The 15151-nt window shown below is 62.7% G+C and carries 16 protein-coding genes; 6 read left to right on the top strand and 10 right to left on the bottom strand.

Translation table 11 applies throughout. The features are described 5' to 3' along the window. Nucleotides 1-54: 54 nt before the first annotated feature. The 9 genes from AACP62_RS02945 to AACP62_RS02985 all read right to left on the bottom strand — a co-directional run bounded on the left by AACP62_RS02945 (nt 55) and on the right by AACP62_RS02985 (nt 8001). The gene (locus AACP62_RS02945; RefSeq protein ID WP_339346198.1) at nt 55-1482 is read right to left on the bottom strand and encodes a PGAP1-like alpha/beta domain-containing protein; all 1428 of its coding nucleotides are present in this window, start codon (nt 1480-1482) and stop codon (nt 55-57) included. Continuing rightward, nucleotides 1479-1805 (bottom strand): hypothetical protein, encoded by a 327-nt coding sequence (locus AACP62_RS02950; RefSeq protein WP_339346200.1) that lies wholly within the window; start codon nt 1803-1805, stop codon nt 1479-1481. The genes AACP62_RS02945 and AACP62_RS02950 overlap by 4 nt, the downstream gene beginning before the upstream one ends. Before the next feature lie 201 nt (nt 1806-2006). Then, nucleotides 2007-2558: a DUF6466 family protein gene (locus AACP62_RS02955; protein WP_339346202.1), complete on the bottom strand. Its 552-nt coding sequence runs from the start codon at nt 2556-2558 to the stop codon at nt 2007-2009. Further along, nucleotides 2555-3583 (bottom strand): vWA domain-containing protein, encoded by a 1029-nt coding sequence (locus AACP62_RS02960; protein WP_339346204.1) that lies wholly within the window; start codon nt 3581-3583, stop codon nt 2555-2557. The genes AACP62_RS02955 and AACP62_RS02960 overlap by 4 nt, the downstream gene beginning before the upstream one ends. Beyond that, the gene (locus AACP62_RS02965; RefSeq protein ID WP_339346206.1) at nt 3580-4656 is read right to left on the bottom strand and encodes a vWA domain-containing protein; all 1077 of its coding nucleotides are present in this window, start codon (nt 4654-4656) and stop codon (nt 3580-3582) included. Before AACP62_RS02965 ends, AACP62_RS02960 begins: the two co-directional genes overlap by 4 nt. Continuing rightward, on the bottom strand, nt 4653-5186 hold the full coding sequence (locus tag AACP62_RS02970) for a hypothetical protein (RefSeq protein WP_339346207.1): 534 nt from the start codon (nt 5184-5186) through the stop codon (nt 4653-4655). The genes AACP62_RS02965 and AACP62_RS02970 overlap by 4 nt, the downstream gene beginning before the upstream one ends. Further along, on the bottom strand, nt 5183-6115 hold the full coding sequence (locus AACP62_RS02975) for a DUF58 domain-containing protein (RefSeq protein ID WP_288805822.1): 933 nt from the start codon (nt 6113-6115) through the stop codon (nt 5183-5185). Before AACP62_RS02975 ends, AACP62_RS02970 begins: the two co-directional genes overlap by 4 nt. Then, nucleotides 6112-7167: an AAA family ATPase gene (locus tag AACP62_RS02980; RefSeq protein ID WP_029678580.1), complete on the bottom strand. Its 1056-nt coding sequence runs from the start codon at nt 7165-7167 to the stop codon at nt 6112-6114. Before AACP62_RS02980 ends, AACP62_RS02975 begins: the two co-directional genes overlap by 4 nt. 45 nt (nt 7168-7212) lie before the next feature. Next, nucleotides 7213-8001, bottom strand: coding sequence for a uracil-DNA glycosylase (locus AACP62_RS02985; protein ID WP_231578864.1), 789 nt, complete (start codon nt 7999-8001; stop codon nt 7213-7215). A 150-nt stretch (nt 8002-8151) separates the two neighbouring features. Here AACP62_RS02985 and AACP62_RS02990 point away from each other — a divergent pair, with 150 nt between their 5' ends. From AACP62_RS02990 to groL, 3 genes are all read left to right on the top strand, one after another. Beyond that, nucleotides 8152-8796 (top strand): LytR C-terminal domain-containing protein, encoded by a 645-nt coding sequence (locus AACP62_RS02990; protein ID WP_339346214.1) that lies wholly within the window; start codon nt 8152-8154, stop codon nt 8794-8796. A 169-nt stretch (nt 8797-8965) separates the two neighbouring features. Beyond that, entirely contained in the window at nt 8966-9169 is a 204-nt protein-coding gene (locus AACP62_RS02995; RefSeq protein ID WP_015022108.1) for a cold-shock protein, read from the top strand. Between the two features lie 316 nt (nt 9170-9485). Beyond that, nucleotides 9486-11105 carry a chaperonin GroEL gene (gene groL / locus AACP62_RS03000; protein WP_015022107.1) on the top strand — a complete coding sequence of 540 codons (1620 nt, stop codon included), beginning with the start codon at nt 9486-9488 and terminating at the stop codon, nt 11103-11105. Between the two features lie 193 nt (nt 11106-11298). Here groL and AACP62_RS03005 read toward each other — a convergent pair whose 3' ends face one another. After that, nucleotides 11299-11592: a WXG100 family type VII secretion target gene (locus AACP62_RS03005; protein WP_015022106.1), complete on the bottom strand. Its 294-nt coding sequence runs from the start codon at nt 11590-11592 to the stop codon at nt 11299-11301. A gap of 75 nt (nt 11593-11667) precedes the next feature. On the opposite strand from AACP62_RS03005, the gene AACP62_RS03010 reads away from it, so the two are divergent. From AACP62_RS03010 to AACP62_RS03020, 3 genes are read left to right on the top strand one after another with little or no spacing between them, the layout of a single operon-like run. Then, entirely contained in the window at nt 11668-12453 is a 786-nt protein-coding gene (locus tag AACP62_RS03010; protein WP_339346215.1) for a TPM domain-containing protein, read from the top strand. A gap of 4 nt (nt 12454-12457) precedes the next feature. Further along, nucleotides 12458-13216, top strand: a complete 759-nt coding sequence (locus tag AACP62_RS03015) for a response regulator transcription factor (RefSeq protein ID WP_198177501.1) — start codon at nt 12458-12460, stop codon at nt 13214-13216. Continuing rightward, nucleotides 13206-15125 carry a sensor histidine kinase gene (locus AACP62_RS03020; RefSeq protein WP_339346217.1) on the top strand — a complete coding sequence of 640 codons (1920 nt, stop codon included), beginning with the start codon at nt 13206-13208 and terminating at the stop codon, nt 15123-15125. Before AACP62_RS03015 ends, AACP62_RS03020 begins: the two co-directional genes overlap by 11 nt. Nucleotides 15126-15151: the final 26 nt, after the last annotated feature.

Raw genomic sequence — 15151 nt, forward strand, 5'->3', positions numbered from 1 at the left:
CCGGGTCAACCAGCGGGAACCGGCATGGGCGCTCTGGGGGCCAGCGTGTCCCGTTCATCGTCGTAGTCTGCCACGGTAGTAGCGGGTCTCCTGCAAATCGCCCTCGATTGCATGGGCGAAGTGGTCGTCCTGACGTCGTACTGCGGGTGAGTTCTGATCTCGGGCATCTGCCCAGGCTGCCTGTTGGTAGGCCATGCCGTGGGTGGATTCCTTGCCGGGTCCAGCGGTGGTCACTGTCCGGCCAGTCTGGTCGCCGCCTGGAGGGGGAGGTCCGCCCGCTCTTCCCCTGACTGTCAGTCGATTGGGCCGGGAGGGGTTGTCGGCCCCATCAAGGCTGGAGACCAGCTCCTCGCGCATCTCCACGCTGGTGACCCAGGTGTCTGACTTTATTTTGCGATGGGCTATGGGCGATCCGACGGTCACGATGTGATCGAAGCTGTAGCGGTCCGAAAGATCCGAGGCCATGGTGGCGGCTACGATGCCACCCTGGGAATGGCCCACCAGGCTGACCGGATCGTCCGGGCGCACCCCCGCATCCCGCATGGCCTGGTCCACTAGACGTAGGGAGGCCGCCCTGTCGCGCACTGAAGCCTTGTCGCTCATGAGCTGGATGTTCTGGGCCCAGCCGATGGGGGAGTCCAGGTGGGAGCTGGTGCCGGGTATGTAGACCAGCCAGTGATCCTTGCCGTCGGCCTTTCGGTAGCGCTGTACGGCGACGGTTGCGTAGGGAATGCCGTCCCGGCAGGAACCCAGGGTCTCCAGGTTGTGCAGGGCGCCGGCGATGTCATGTGCCTCGCCCAATCCTTTGCCCTGTGGCTGAACGGGATCCATCGTGATTCGGTCACCCTGGAAATGAGCGAGTATCAGGGGCATCAGCAGGCCGGGGCCGGTGACCAATCCGCCGATGGGATCATGATGGTTCGAGGACAGGTCGGATGCGACGGCGGTCAGCAGAGGCTGTTGGATGCTGGCCGTGGTTTCCAGAAATTCCTGGAATTGCGATGCGTCCAGGTGGCCGGTTAGTTTGGCTACTCCCAGGACCAAACCGATGGATCCCAGCATGAGCGGGGCAATAGGCTGAAAGACGGTCAAGGCCTTGGAGGTCAGGGAGTTCATCAGCCTGTCCATGAACGATTCAGCCTGCGAGTACAGCCCGTAGGCCCTGGTCAGCCGGTCGGCCACAGACTGGAGCCGGTCGCGCAGGTCTTCGCAGGCCCGGGCCTGGTCACTGCAGAAGGACACCATCCGATCCATGGGCAGATGGGCATGGCCCGGCGGCGGTACGGCAGCCTGGGTGCAGGGGAGGGCAGGCAGTCCCGACATGGTTCTGCAGATGGCCTGATTGGTCAGAACCCATTGGGACTGCATGGTGACCAGGGCACCACCTGCCTGGTTGAGCCGGTCCGCCATGCCGGTCAGGTGGTCCAGCTCGGTGCGCGTATAGCCGTTGGCGTCGGGGGCGGCGGTGATTGTCCGCTTCATGGCCGGATCTCTTGATCGATCAGGCTCAGGGTGCGACCTGCCTGGATGCGCTGATCCTGGCAGACGGCATCCATGGCCCGCACCTGGGCCCTATAGGCCTCAGCAGCCTGGCCTTCCCAGTCGACCCTCAGAGCTTGGTCAGCTAATTCACTCAGATGGACCAGAGTGGTTCGCGACTGCCGTGCCATGTCGGACAGCATGGCCCGGCAGCGGGCCGTTCTAGCATGACAGGGGCAGGTTTGGGCCGCTTCCGGATCAGCCAGGAAGGATTGCTGCTCAAGGAAGGGACCCAGGGTGGGTAGTGACGAGGATGACCTATGCATGTCTCCACTACAACATTGCAATCATCCTGAAATGATCCCCGTAGGGCCATGTGGTCGAATGAGGTCCGATTCATCTGGCTGTGGACGGATTTACCGCTAATTCTGTCGGTCTGATAGTCATGGGACGTTCGTCTGTATGGGGATCGATTTGTTGGGAAAGAGGGTGGTGGAGTGACTCACACGAAAGGTTGTGTGGGCCGGTCACCAAGGCTTGACGTTCTTCCCTTGACCCTTGTTGTCGCTCGTCTTGCCTGTCGGCGTAGGGGAGACGGACGGTTCGGTCTGCTGCTGATTGCGCTTGAGCAGATCCTCCACCTCGGCCTCCTGCTGCTTGGTCAGCCCTGAGGAGGAGCCCTTGCCGGATCCGTTCTTTCCGTCCTGGGCCTTATCGGCATTCTGCTTCTTGAACAGACGCTCCGTGCGGCTGGTCAGCGCAGCATTGGCAGCGCGGTTGGCCTGGGCAGCCTGTCTGGTCTGTGGCAGAATCAGGGGTCCCGGCCGTTCGACCTGGGCGAAGAGGTGTTCAGCCTGGTCCTGCAAGGCCTTGATGGATGCTGGATCGGCATGGGGGTTTTGAGCCTGTCGAACATTGGTGCTTAGCGTGCGCGTGCCCTCGTTATAGGTGGCGATGGCCTTGACGTTGATCAGGCCCCAGGCTCCTGCCAGGGCTGCGACCAAGGCCAAGCCAGCCAAAATCAGACGCACCCGCAATCGGCGTCCGCTTCTTGCATCCTGCTGGGACTTCCTACTCATAGCAGTCTCCTAGAAGTGCGGATCCACAGCCCCGCCTCAATCAGGATCAGGACCAGCTCCACCAGAGCCAGCGGCCAGACCAGCGGGGTGACATGCTTGCGGACCTGATTGACCTTGGTCACCCGGTAGCGCTTGGAAACCGCAGCCGTGGCCCCCTCACGCACCGTGGTCCCCTTGGCCAGGGCCTGATAGTGGCCGCTCATCTCGTCGGCCATGGCCTTGAGGGTTTTCGGGTCCATGGAGGAGATGCCAGGCTGGCCGGTCTTGGGGTCCGTCACCCAGCCGTCGGCATCACTGCCAGCGACATCCGAGCTCATGGGCACCATGCCGCCCTTGGTTGAGCCCGTTCCCAGAACGAAGGCATCGTCCAGCCCCTCCCTGAGGACACTGAAGGATCGTCGTTCATCAGGTCCTGTCTGTTCGCCGTCGCTGATCAGGTAGAGCAGGATTCGGTCGTCGGGATGCCGATCCCTGGTCTGCTTCATGACCAGACTCAGGCGATCCAGCGGAGCATCCAGGCTGGAGCCGGCGGACCTGGATGTGGGCTCCGTAGCCAGCCCCCTGGCCCAATTGTCCACAGCCCGCACGTCGGGAGTCAAAGGCAGATCGACGCTGGCTGAGGCGCCGAAGCTCAGGGCTGAGAAGGAGGCATCCGGGTAGATGCGCGTCAGGTCGTGGACGGCTGACCGGGCCGCATCCAGTCGGCTGATTCCTTCCTGGTCGCCATACCCGGCATCCTTGACAGCCATGGACCCGGTCACGTCAACCGCAATGAAGACATCTGTGGCGTTGACGGCTTTATTGGTGGTCTTGCTTATCGTGCTGGGGGTCAGGACCATGAGGGCCAGAATCAGGACCATGGCGGTGCGTCGGGTCAGGGCCCAGCGATCGGCATCGGTATCCCGGCCCTTGCGCAGTCCATGGATGACCAGCGCAAGGGCCAGGAGCAGCAGCAGACCCGCCAGAAGGCCGCCGGCCACCCAGCCCAGGGCAGGCTCAAAGGTCAGGGATTTGAGTATGTTCATCGCTTCAGCCTCCAGGCCAGGAGCAGATAACCCGACAGTGCCAGGGCCAGGGCCAGGGTCCACCAGCCGGGTGCATCCACCAGGCTGGACTGCTCCTGCTGGCGGGGGTCGGCTCCGTGCCGATGCTCAATTTGGCGGACTAGCGCGTTGATGGAGTTCCCGTCCTGCCTTCTAAGGAAGATGCCGCCACGGGCCTCGATCAGCCGCTGCATCTGCTTGGTGCTCTCATCCTCGGTGCCCTGGTCCGGTCCCGAATAGAGGCCGTCCACGGCGATTCCTGCTGCCGAGGTCAGCTTGAGCGCCTCCTCCAGGGTGTAAGTGGGTTTGCCGGAGACCACGTTATCGGTGGCCAGGACCAGGGAGCTCGATCGTTGGCCGGCCTTTGCCGGTTTGCTCTGGTCCTTGGGGGCGAATTGCGGCAGGAGCGCAGCGCAGCCCACCAGCCCGTCGCCGATCAGTGAGGTGGTGTCCCGGCGGTTCTGTGTGCCCTCCAGCCAGTCGCTGATGTCCTGGTACTGTCGCCCGCTCATGGCATCGATGCGGTCCTGGGACTGCACCCCGTCCAGGATCCGCCGCGCCTTGTTCAATTCGGCGGTGATCATGTCGTAGTCATCGGTCAGGGGGAAGACGGTGCGCGAGGTGGAGTTGAATATGCTCAGAGCCATGCGTTCGCCCCGGAAGTTGCGGACCAGATCAAGGTAGGAGGCGATCACCTGCCGGTCGTAGGGCAGGGTGGAGCCGGACACATCCAGGCATAGGACAATATCGCGGTTATGGCCCTGCTCCAACGTCCGATCGACCCGGGCGGGCCTTGCAGCCAGGCTCAGAACCATCAACAAGGCCAGAGAGAGCAGGACTGCGGCGCAACGGTTCAATCGCCGCCAGCGCCGCAGGGCTTCGTGCCCCTCCTCGGTGTCCAGATCGCTGTTCAAGGTCCAGACCCGGGCTCCCGATTCCTGATCAGACCTGCCACGATGCGCCTTACGGTAGGCCAGCAGGCCGAACGCCAGGGCCAGGACCAGGGCCAGAACAGGCAGCCAGGGCCATCTCCAGGACAGATTGCCTATGCTCATCGCGGCCACCGTTCAATCAAGTCCCGTACCCAGTCGGCCGCCTGATTCACCGTGGCGTCGGTTCCTGCGCTGTCTCGGGGAAGGGCGAATTCAGGCGGGTAGAGGGCATATATGGTCTGCCGAAGCAGGTCCAGGCCCTTCCGGGTGCCCGGCGTACGGGGCTGGGCCTGGATTTCGGCCAGGGTCTTGGTCTTCATGTCGCTGTTCCAGGAGCGGGAGGCGAATCCACGAGCGATGGTGGCCAGTGCCGTCATGGCCTGGTCGCGGTCCAGCTCGCCGTTGTCGTACCGGGCCACCACCTGATCAATCCGTTGCCGCCATGCATCGCGGGAGTCGGAGCTCACCTGGGCCGGACCCTCCTCTTGCTGACGCCGGAACCTGGGCAGGAGAACGGCCGCTGCGGCCAGAGCCAGGGTCAGAATGATGGCGGTCGTCGTCAGGGTCAGCAACCAGGTGGGCTGGGTCATGGTGGGCATGACCTTGATTCGGCCATGACCTGACGCAAGACGAATAAGGGCGACAGCGTTCATGCCGCCATCACCGTCCGTCGCATGGGGATGCCCGGTCGGCCGGCTGAAAGCAGGTGGATGAACCTGTTGAACATGGCTGTGCTGGAGTCGGCACGGATCAGCGAGGCTCCGATTCTGGACAATTCCCGGCCAAAGGCTTCAATTTGATAGCGTCTGTGCAGGTCCACAGCCTTTGTTCCGTTCGCAGTGCGCAGGAATGCCGGGATCTTCCGTCCGCTGGGCGCATCCGTTACCGAGCCCACAGCGGGCTGCTGGCGCAGGGGGTTCATGGTCTCCACACCGATGAGATTCACGGGGTGGGTGGTGGCCAGCCGGCGGATGGTCGGCATCAGGTCAAGGTTCAAGGCCGACTGGTCGGTGGCGATGACCAGCATGGCCTGCCGGTCCTGGATGCCGGCGGCGTAACCCAGCAGGGCCTCAAGGTTGCGTGGCTGATCCGGCGGTGACTCCAGAGCCCGGTCCAGGGTCTGCTCGAAACGGGCGAAGCCGCCCTGGCAGGGTATGCGGCGGATGGCGGTTGAATCGACCAGGACCAGGTCCACCTCATCACTGCGGCGCAGGCAGAGGGAGGCGAACATGCACAGGGCGTTGGCCGCCACCTGGATGGCCTGCTCCCCATCAGGGCATGTTCCGGACATCTCCCGGCCGATGTCCAGCAGCAGCCAGACCCTGCTGGTGACCAGGCGCTCGCGCTCAACCACCATAGGCCGACCCACGCGTGCGCTGGCGTGCCAGTCGATCATGCGGGTTTCGTCGCCGAACTCATAGGCGCGCAGATCGGCACGTTCGTCTCCGCCGCCTCGACGGCCGGAGGAATGCTCGCCCTCCAACAGGCCCAGGGCCCGACGCACCGTGGGAAGGCGCAGGCTGGTATCCAAGGACTCGATCCGTCTGCGGACCGGGTCGCGATCCGAGCGTCGACGGCTCATGGCACCGGCACCGTGTCGACGATCTGGTCGATGACATCATCGCTGCTGATGCCGTCGGCCTGGGCTTCGAAGGTCAGCAGGATCCGGTGGCGGAGCACCGAATGGGCCCAGTCCTTCAGATCCTCGGGAATGACGTAATCCCTGCCTGTCAGCAGGGCTCTGGCCTGGCCGATGCGCACCAGGGCGATGGAGGCGCGTGGACTGGCTCCCAGCCTCACCTGCTCGGCCAGCCCTTGGATGGGCCGCGATCCAGCCCCCCTGCTGGTGGCTGCCAGATCGACTGCATATCGCATGATGGGCTGTGCCACGTGGACCTGCCGGGCCTTCCGCCTCAGGAAGTCCACATCGGCGATGGTCAGCGCATCCCGATCGTCCTTGCCGGGCATATCGGTGCCGCGGCTGGTCAGCATCTGCAGCATCCGGGTCTCCTGGTCGGCATCAGGATAGGTCATGACGGCCTTGAGCATGAACCGGTCCATCTGGGCCTCGGGCAGGTTGTACGTGCCCTCCTCCTCGATGGGGTTCTGGGTGGCGATCACCATGAAGGGCCTGGGCAGGGCTATGCGCTCGCCGCCGATGGTGGTGGCGCCCTCGGCCATGGCTTCCAGCATGGCCGACTGGGTCTTGGCGTTGGAGCGGTTGATCTCGTCCAGGAGGACGAAGTTGGCGTGGATGGGGCCCAGCTGTGTGGAGAATCGTTGGGTGGAGAAGTCATAGACCTGGGTGCCTACCAGATCCGAGGGCATCAGGTCGGGTGTGCACTGGATCCGTTTGAAGCTGCCGGAGACCGAAGTGGCCAGGGTCTGGGCGGCAGTGGTCTTGGCCAGTCCGGGAACGGATTCGATCAGGATGTGTCCGGAGGCCACCAGCGTCAGGATCAGTGCCTCGCGCAGGTTTTCCTGCCCTACCAGGGTCCTTGAAAAGCGGGTCCGGATGCGGTCGGCCAACTGACGGCAACGTTGCAGGTCGTCCTGGCTGATCGGCGGAACCTGCCGGTCCTGACTGGGCTGAACAGATGGGGACTGACTGGGTCGAGGTGGGAATAATGCCATAGCAGACATGGTAACGGCATTTCCTGACGACTCAGCCAGCAGGACTCAGGTCAGCGACCAGTCCACCGGCTCGGCGCCCATGGCCTCCAGCGCTTGGTTGGCCTTGGAGAACGGACGGGAACCGAAGAAGCCGTACCGGGCCGACAAGGGGCTGGGGTGCGGGGATTTGATGATGGCCGCGTTGGTCAGCAGGGGCTCCAGGCTCTGGGCCTGTCGTCCCCAAAGAATGGCCACCAGGGGACGGATCTTGCCCTCCTGGTCGCGTCTGTCGTTCAGAGCCCGGATGGCGGCGTCGGTGATCTCCTCCCAGCCCTTGTTCCGGTGGCTGGCCGGCTTGCCCACCCGCACGGTCAGGCAGCGGTTAAGCAGCATGACCCCTCGCCTGGTCCAAGGCGTCAGATCGCCGTTGGAGGGTGTGGGAAGACCCAGGTCGGCGCTCAGCTCGGCGTAGATGTTCCGCAGGGAGCCGGGGATGGGGTTGACAGCGGGGTCCACGCAGAAGCTCAGGCCCACCGGATGGCCGGGCGTGGGATAGGGATCCTGGCCCACGATCAGGACCTTGATGGAGTCGAAGGGGATGGTAAAGGCGCGCAGAATGTTTTTGCTGGCAGGCAGGTAGCGATGGCCCTGGGCCAGCTCGCTCCTGAGGAAGTCGCCCATCCGGTGGATGTTGGGTTCGACGGGTGCCAGAGCGCGGGCCCAGCCGGGGTCCACCAGGGCGCTCAAAGGTTTGCGCTGGGTTCGGCCCTGGCCTCCTGCTATGGTCGGAGGATTGGTACCGGTTCGGTTCGTCGGATCAGGGGAGGTTGCGGCAATTGGCTGGCTGCTGTTCATAAGGTCACTATATCGCTTGGCGTTATGGGCCGGTCAGGGCTGCCTCGGTCATTCCAGGGTTGGCGGAGGACGTCGAATGGCCGGTTGAATGTTGACCCGGCGACGCATTACTTATAATGGTTCATGATCCGGTGGAGCAGAGGAGAGTTCATGGCTAGCACGCGCGACAATGGGACGCAGGCGCGCCCTCAGGTTCATGATGCGTTCGACAACCCTCCCAAGGGGCCGGTCGGCGTGCATCGCGGGCCCCGTTCCCTGTCGGTCAGGGTCCTGCCCTACCTGTTGGTGGTTGTCTTGGCGGTGCTGTGCGGTCTGGGCGTATGGGCTGCGGTCAGCGGCTCCCTGCCCTGGCAACAGACGCACACTGAAGCCTCCAGGGTCATCAGCAGCCATCTGCCGAGGCGTTCAGCCTCCTCTTCGGCTTCAAGCAGCGCGACCGCTACCGATCAAGCCTCCCAGGAACAAACTTCTGAGCCCTCCTCCCAGTCGCCTTCAGCGAGCGCTTCCAGCAGCAGCCCGGCTCCTGTGGTCAACCGGGGCACGCGGGTAACCGTCATCAATGGAACCAGGGTCACCGGGTATGCCGGCAAGAAGCGCCAGGTTCTGGTCAATGCCGGGTACACTGCGGTCACGGCATCCAACCCGCAAGGTGCCCTGCCTGACGTAAGCATGGTCCGCTACCGTGACGAGGCCGACAAGGCCACAGCCCAAGAGGTGGCCAACGTGTTGGGTATTGCCCAGGTGGAGCAGTCCTCCGTGACCACGACTCCGGTTGAAGCCATCCTCATGAAGTGAAGTTCGGCCAACCGGAGAGTGGAAGAAATACCACGGCAAAACATTCGGAATTTCGGCTCGGCGTTTTGCAATTGCTCCATAAATAGGCCTAAACTGACCTTGCCGACCAGGCAGATGCGGTCAGTCTCGTATCTGTTGTGACGCGGCACCTATGTTAAGGAAGTTAGTTATGGCACAAGGCACTGTGAAATTCTTCAGCGCTGGCAAGGGTTACGGATTCATCAATCCCGACGATGGCGGCGAGGACGTGTTCGTGCACTACTCGGCCATTCAGTCCGATGGCTTCAAGACCCTTGATGAGGGAGATAAGGTCGAATATCAGGTGGAGCAGGGCCCCAAGGGTCTGCAGGCAACCAAGGTCACCAAGCTCTGATTGTCGTCTTCTGTATTCGTCATGGGGACCCCGGTCATTCCGGGGTCCTTTTTTATGGCACGTTGCCTATAGCCAGATCTGAGCCAGGACTGCACAGGGTGCGGATTGTTTGTCGGTGCGACCGATATTTCTGGGCAAATATGACATACAGCCTGCAGCGTATTTTCACTTCGGGTTGGCACTCGGCCACATCGAGTGCTAATCTGCTGAATTAGCACTCGAGGTGCGGGAGTGATAACGCGACAGCTGACGGTCGGGTTCCGTTCCACGCCGACGGTGGGTCATGAAACCTCAAGCCATGACGGAGGAAGCAACAATGGCAAAAATCATCGAGTATGACGAGGAAGCTCGTCAGGGCATGCTTGCCGGCCTGGACAAGCTGGCCGATACAGTCAAGGTCACTCTGGGCCCCAAGGGTCGCAATGTGGTGCTGGATAAGTCCTATGGCGCACCGACCATCACCAACGATGGTGTCTCCATCGCTAAGGAGATCGACCTGGAGGATCCCTACGAGCGCATCGGCGCCGAGCTGGTCAAGGAAGTCGCCAAGAAGACTGACGACGTCGCCGGAGACGGCACCACCACCGCCACCGTGCTGGCCCAGGCACTGGTGCATGAGGGTCTGAAGAACGTGGCTGCCGGGTCCAACCCGATCGCCCTGCGCCGCGGCATCGAGAAGGCTGCCGACGCTATCGTCAAGGAGCTCGTGGCCCAGTCCAAGGAAGTTGAGACCAAGGACCAGATCGCTGCAACCGCCACCATCTCCGCAGGCGACCCTGAGATCGGCAATGAGATCGCCGAGGCTCTGGACAAGGTCGGCCAGGACGGCGTGGTCACCGTCGAGGACAACAACCGCTTCGGCCTGGACCTGGAGTTCACCGAGGGCATGCGCTTCGACAAGGGCTACATCGCTCCCTACTTCGTCACCAACAACGATGACCAGACCGCTGTTCTGGATGATCCCTACATTCTGCTGACCTCGGGCAAGGTCTCCAGCCAGCAGGACGTGGTCCACATCGCCGAGCTGGTCATGAAGACCGGCAAGCCCCTGCTGATCGTGGCCGAGGATGTGGACGGCGAGGCGCTGCCCACCCTGATCCTCAACAAGATCCGCGGCACCTTCAACTCTTGCGCCGTCAAGGCTCCTGGCTTTGGAGACCGCCGCAAGGCCATGCTGCAGGATATGGCCATTCTGACCGGCGCACAGGTTGTCTCCGATGAGCTTGGTCTCAAGCTGGACTCCATCGACATGAGCGTGCTGGGCACCGCCAAGAAGGTCATCGTCTCCAAGGACGAGACCACCATCGTCTCCGGTGGCGGTTCCAAGGACGAGGTCTCCGCACGCGTGGGCCAGATCCGCACTGAAATCGAGAACACCGATTCCGACTACGACCGCGAGAAGCTGCAGGAGCGGCTGGCCAAGCTGGCAGGCGGCGTGGCCGTCATCAAGGTCGGCGCAGCCACTGAGGTCGAGGCCAAGGAGCGCAAGCACCGCATCGAGGATGCCGTCCGTAACGCCAAGGCCGCCATCGAAGAGGGTCTGCTGCCCGGAGGCGGCGTGGCTCTGGTTCAGGCCGCTGCCAAGGCCGAGAAGGATGTCAAGCTGGACGGCGACGAGTCCACCGGTGCCTCCATCGTCTTCCGCGCCATTGAGGCCCCCATCAAGCAGATTGCCGAGAACAGCGGCGTCTCCGGTGACGTGGTCATCAACAAGGTCCGGTCGCTGCCTGCTGGCCAGGGCTTCAACGCCGCCAACAACGAGTACCAGGACCTGCTGGAGGCCGGCGTGGCCGACCCCGTCAAGGTGACCCGTTCCGCCCTGCAGAACGCTGCCTCCATCGCCGGGCTCTTCCTGACCACCGAGGCTGTCGTGGCCAACAAGCCCGAGCCTCCGGCACCTGCTGCCGCTCAGCCTCAGGGCGACATGGGCTACTGATCCCTTGAGGTTCGGCCGGAGTTTCGGCTGAACCGGGTGATTGCCAGAGACAGGGGCCTGCGCACCGGACAATGGTGCGCAGGCCCCTGTCTCTGTTATGTTCTGCCTTTCCATGTGCCTGTCAGGTCTGGATCCGATACGTCATGAATACCCTGTGGTTGTATGGCTTTGAGCTGCCTCATCATCCAGGCGTTCAGGCTCCGGCGAAGAGGCGGGTGGCCTGGGCCTCGGTGTCTGCATAGAGAGCCGAGGCCTGGGTCAGGGCCGCCTGGATGCCTTCAAGCGCCTGCTCCATCTGGGCCTGCGAGGCACGCCACTGCTGGGCCACTGTGGCGAATTGGCTGGCTGCCGAACCCTGCCAGACGCTTTGGAGGTTGTCCAGATTGGTATACATTCCTGCGACGGCATCTCTGATGGCCCCTATCGAGCCGCTGACCGCGCCGGAGGCTGTCTGTATCTGATCCGAATCAACTTGGAATCGTGTCATGGTTGTCCTTTCCGTGAATGGCGGTGATGGTGGGGGAGTCCAAGGCCGTCAACCGCTACTGTGGACACTATGACAGTGTTCACGCAGTTGCCCCGTCCGCGCACCCATGTGGTCGAACGAGTTTCCCTCCACAAGACGGGTCTGTTCCGTCTTTCGACAGTGAGGCGGGTTCTGTCTCTTCTGCTTTTGATGGTTTTGGCGGTCGGCGCTCTTGGACCGACCAGTGCTTTTGCCGATGAACCTCAGACCGGGGCCGGAACCATGACCGATACAATCACCGATCCGCAGAATCTGCTGGGTTCTGATGTGGGCTCCGTCAAGGATGCAATCAAGGAGACTGCAGAGCAAACCGGAGTATCGGTCCGACTGCTCTACCTGCCGCATTTCTATGAGGGCGTCAAGCCGGAGACCTGGGCATCCCGGGTGCTCGAATCGATGAAGCCCGCCCACGACACAGTCATGCTGGCCGTGGCCTCCCAGGACGGCAAATTGGTCGTGGCGGTCTCTAGCAACTCGCAGGCCTGGCTCAAGGATCAAACCAGCGTGGATCAGCTCTCACAGGCTGCTCTGGAGCCGGTCACCAAGGGTCGGAACCCTGACTGGGTGGGCTCGGCCAAGGCCATGATGACCCAGGTGGAGACCCTGAACCAAAACCAACGGCATCACCGGATCATGATTATCGCTCTTTCGGCGACGGCTGTGGTCCTGGTCATTCTGGCCGTGGTCGTTGTGATCTGGTGGCGTCGCAGCAGCCGAGCCGGGGCTCATCATCGCAAGTCCAGAGCGGTGAAGAAGGAACCAAAGCCGACAGAGACGGTTAGCGAACTTTCAGACAATACCCAGAAAGAGGCGGCAAGCTGAAGTCATGAGCAAACCGACGCAAGCACAACTGGTCGTGGTCGACGACGAACCGTCCATCAGGGATCTGCTGGTGGCCTCCCTGCACTTCGCGGGTTTTGCTGTTGAGACCGCGGCATCCGGCTCCGAGGCCATTCAGGTCATTGAGCGCATCCAGCCAGATCTGATCGTCCTGGATGTCATGCTGCCTGACATCGATGGGTTCACAGTCACCTCCCGCATCCGTCAGGAGGGAATCGACGCGCCGGTGCTCTTCCTGACCGCCAGGGACGACACCCAGGACAAGGTCATGGGGTTGACTGTGGGCGGCGACGATTATGTGACCAAGCCTTTCAGCCTGGAGGAGGTTGTGGCCAGGATCAAGGCCATACTGCGCAGGACCCGCGAGCACCAGGAGGACGACCCGATCATCCGTGTGGGTGATTTGGAGATCAACGAGGATTCCCACGACGTCACCAGGGCCGGCAGACCCATCGACCTGAGCCCGACCGAATACAAGCTGCTGCGCTACCTGATGGACAATGAGGGTCGCGTGCTCAGCAAGGCACAGATCCTGGACCATGTCTGGCAGTACGACTGGGGCGGCGACGCTGCCATCGTGGAATCCTATATCTCCTATCTGCGCAAGAAGGTGGATGGTATCACTGTCAGCGACGGACACGGTGGGGAACGCAAGGTCACCCCGTTGATTGAGACCAAGCGGGGCATCGGCTACATGATCCGGGCACCCAGACAGAACGCATCGGATGGCGGCGATGGCGACTAGTCCCGAGGATCCGGCCCCTAAGACAGAACCGTCGGCCGCTCCCGACCCGAGGAAGGCTGACAGGTCCAGGTCCTTCATGGGTTCGGACTCCGGCAGGGCAGCCGGCTCCGGCAAACAGAGGGGTCGCTCCATGCCCAGGTCGCCTCTGGCTGCCATTCCCCTGAGCACCAAACTTGTGGCCAGCATGCTCATCCTGCTCATCGTGGGCACGGTGGGTGTTTCTGTGGCCATCTGTCAGATGGCAGACGACTATCTGATGAAGCGGACGGACACGCAGTTGATCCGCCAGGCCAACCTGGGCATTCGCAACGCCACCCTTCTGCGCCAGGAGGATCTGAGCAAGAACGGACTGGGTCCGACCGATTACTTCCTTCAGATTCGCGACAACGATCTGCACATCATTTCTGACGATCTGAATCCCATGCAGGTCAACGGAGTCATCTCCCGCCCGCGCCTTCCAGCCGACGGCAGCCTGGGCTCGATACCCTTGGGACAGCCGACCACGGTACCGGCCTACGTGCGCGTCTCCAAGCAGGCTTCGCCCGACCGGGATACCATGAAGCGAGCCCGTGCCTCCTGGCGGGTGGTGGCCATGCAGTGGAAGCTGCGCAACGAACTGGACGATTCCGAAATCAGCGGCGTGCTCTTCATCGGCTTGTCCATGAGCGACCAGGACGAGGCTGTGCATGATCTGACGGCTTTCTGCATGATCATTTCCGTCGTGGTGGTTCTTTTGGGCGGAGTCATCTCGGTCCTGCTGATCCAGTCCACCCTGGTTCCCCTCAAACGCATCGAGAAGACCGCTGCAAAGATAGCGGCCGGCGACCTTTCCCAACGCATTCCCAGCTTCCCGGAGAATACCGAGGTGGGCTCCCTGGCGGCATCCCTCAATGCCATGCTGGCGCGAATCGAGCATTCCTTCGACGAGCAGCGTCAGACCACCGAGAAGATGACACAGTTCGTTTCGGATGCCAGCCATGAGCTGCGCACCCCACTGGCCGCCATCCACGGCTACGCTGAGCTCTATAGGATGCAGCGCGACTATCCGGGGGCTCTGGAGCGGGCCGACAAGTCCATCCAGCACATTGAGGACTCTTCCACCAGGATGACGGTCCTGGTCACCGATCTGCTCTCGCTTGCACGCCTGGATGAGGGCAGGGGAATCGACCCGACCCTGCCGGTCGATCTGACCGGACTGGTGGGTGACGGGGTGGACGACTTGCATGCCCTGGATCCGGGAAGGGATGTGGCTACAGGAAAGGTTTGCCTGCACACCGAGGATCAGCCAGCCCCCCAGGAGGTCCCGGTCGCAGCCAACAAGGGTCTGCCGGGCCTCAAGGCACGCAGCAAGGAGAAAATCACGGTGGGCGGGCACCTGGGTCCATCCGTCAGCCTGGACATTCAGGAGGGCCCCCTGCCCCCGGTACAGGTGACTGGCGACCCCAGCCGCCTGCGTCAGGTGATCACCAATATCGTGGGCAATATCCACCGCTACACTCCGTCTGATTCGCCGGTTCAGGTGGGATTGGGCCTGGTCAAGGCGACCATTGCTCCAGCGGATCTGACCAGGCTGGAGGCCACCGAATCCTCTCTGGGACACCTGACCGAGGCGATCCAGGTGGCGGAGAACAGCCATGTGGGCACTGACTACGCCATCATCCGGGTGGTCGACCACGGGCCAGGTGTCCCGGAGGAATCCAGGTCCAGGCTCTTCGAGCGCTTCTACACAGCCGATCCGTCCAGGGCTCGGGAGAAGGGCGGCACGGGGCTGGGCCTAGCTATCGTCCAGTCCATTGTCAAGGCTCATCAGGGGTTCATCTGCGCCTCGCAGACCCCGGGAGGCGGTTTGACCTTCACCATCGTCATACCCCAGGGCGTCAGGCGGGATCAGGGGGGAGCTGAGGGTTAGGCCAATCCTGCCACCAACCGCCCCGT

This window comes from Bifidobacterium apis (assembly GCF_036986835.1).
Classification (GTDB): Bacteria; Actinomycetota; Actinomycetes; order Actinomycetales; family Bifidobacteriaceae; genus Bombiscardovia; species Bombiscardovia apis_A.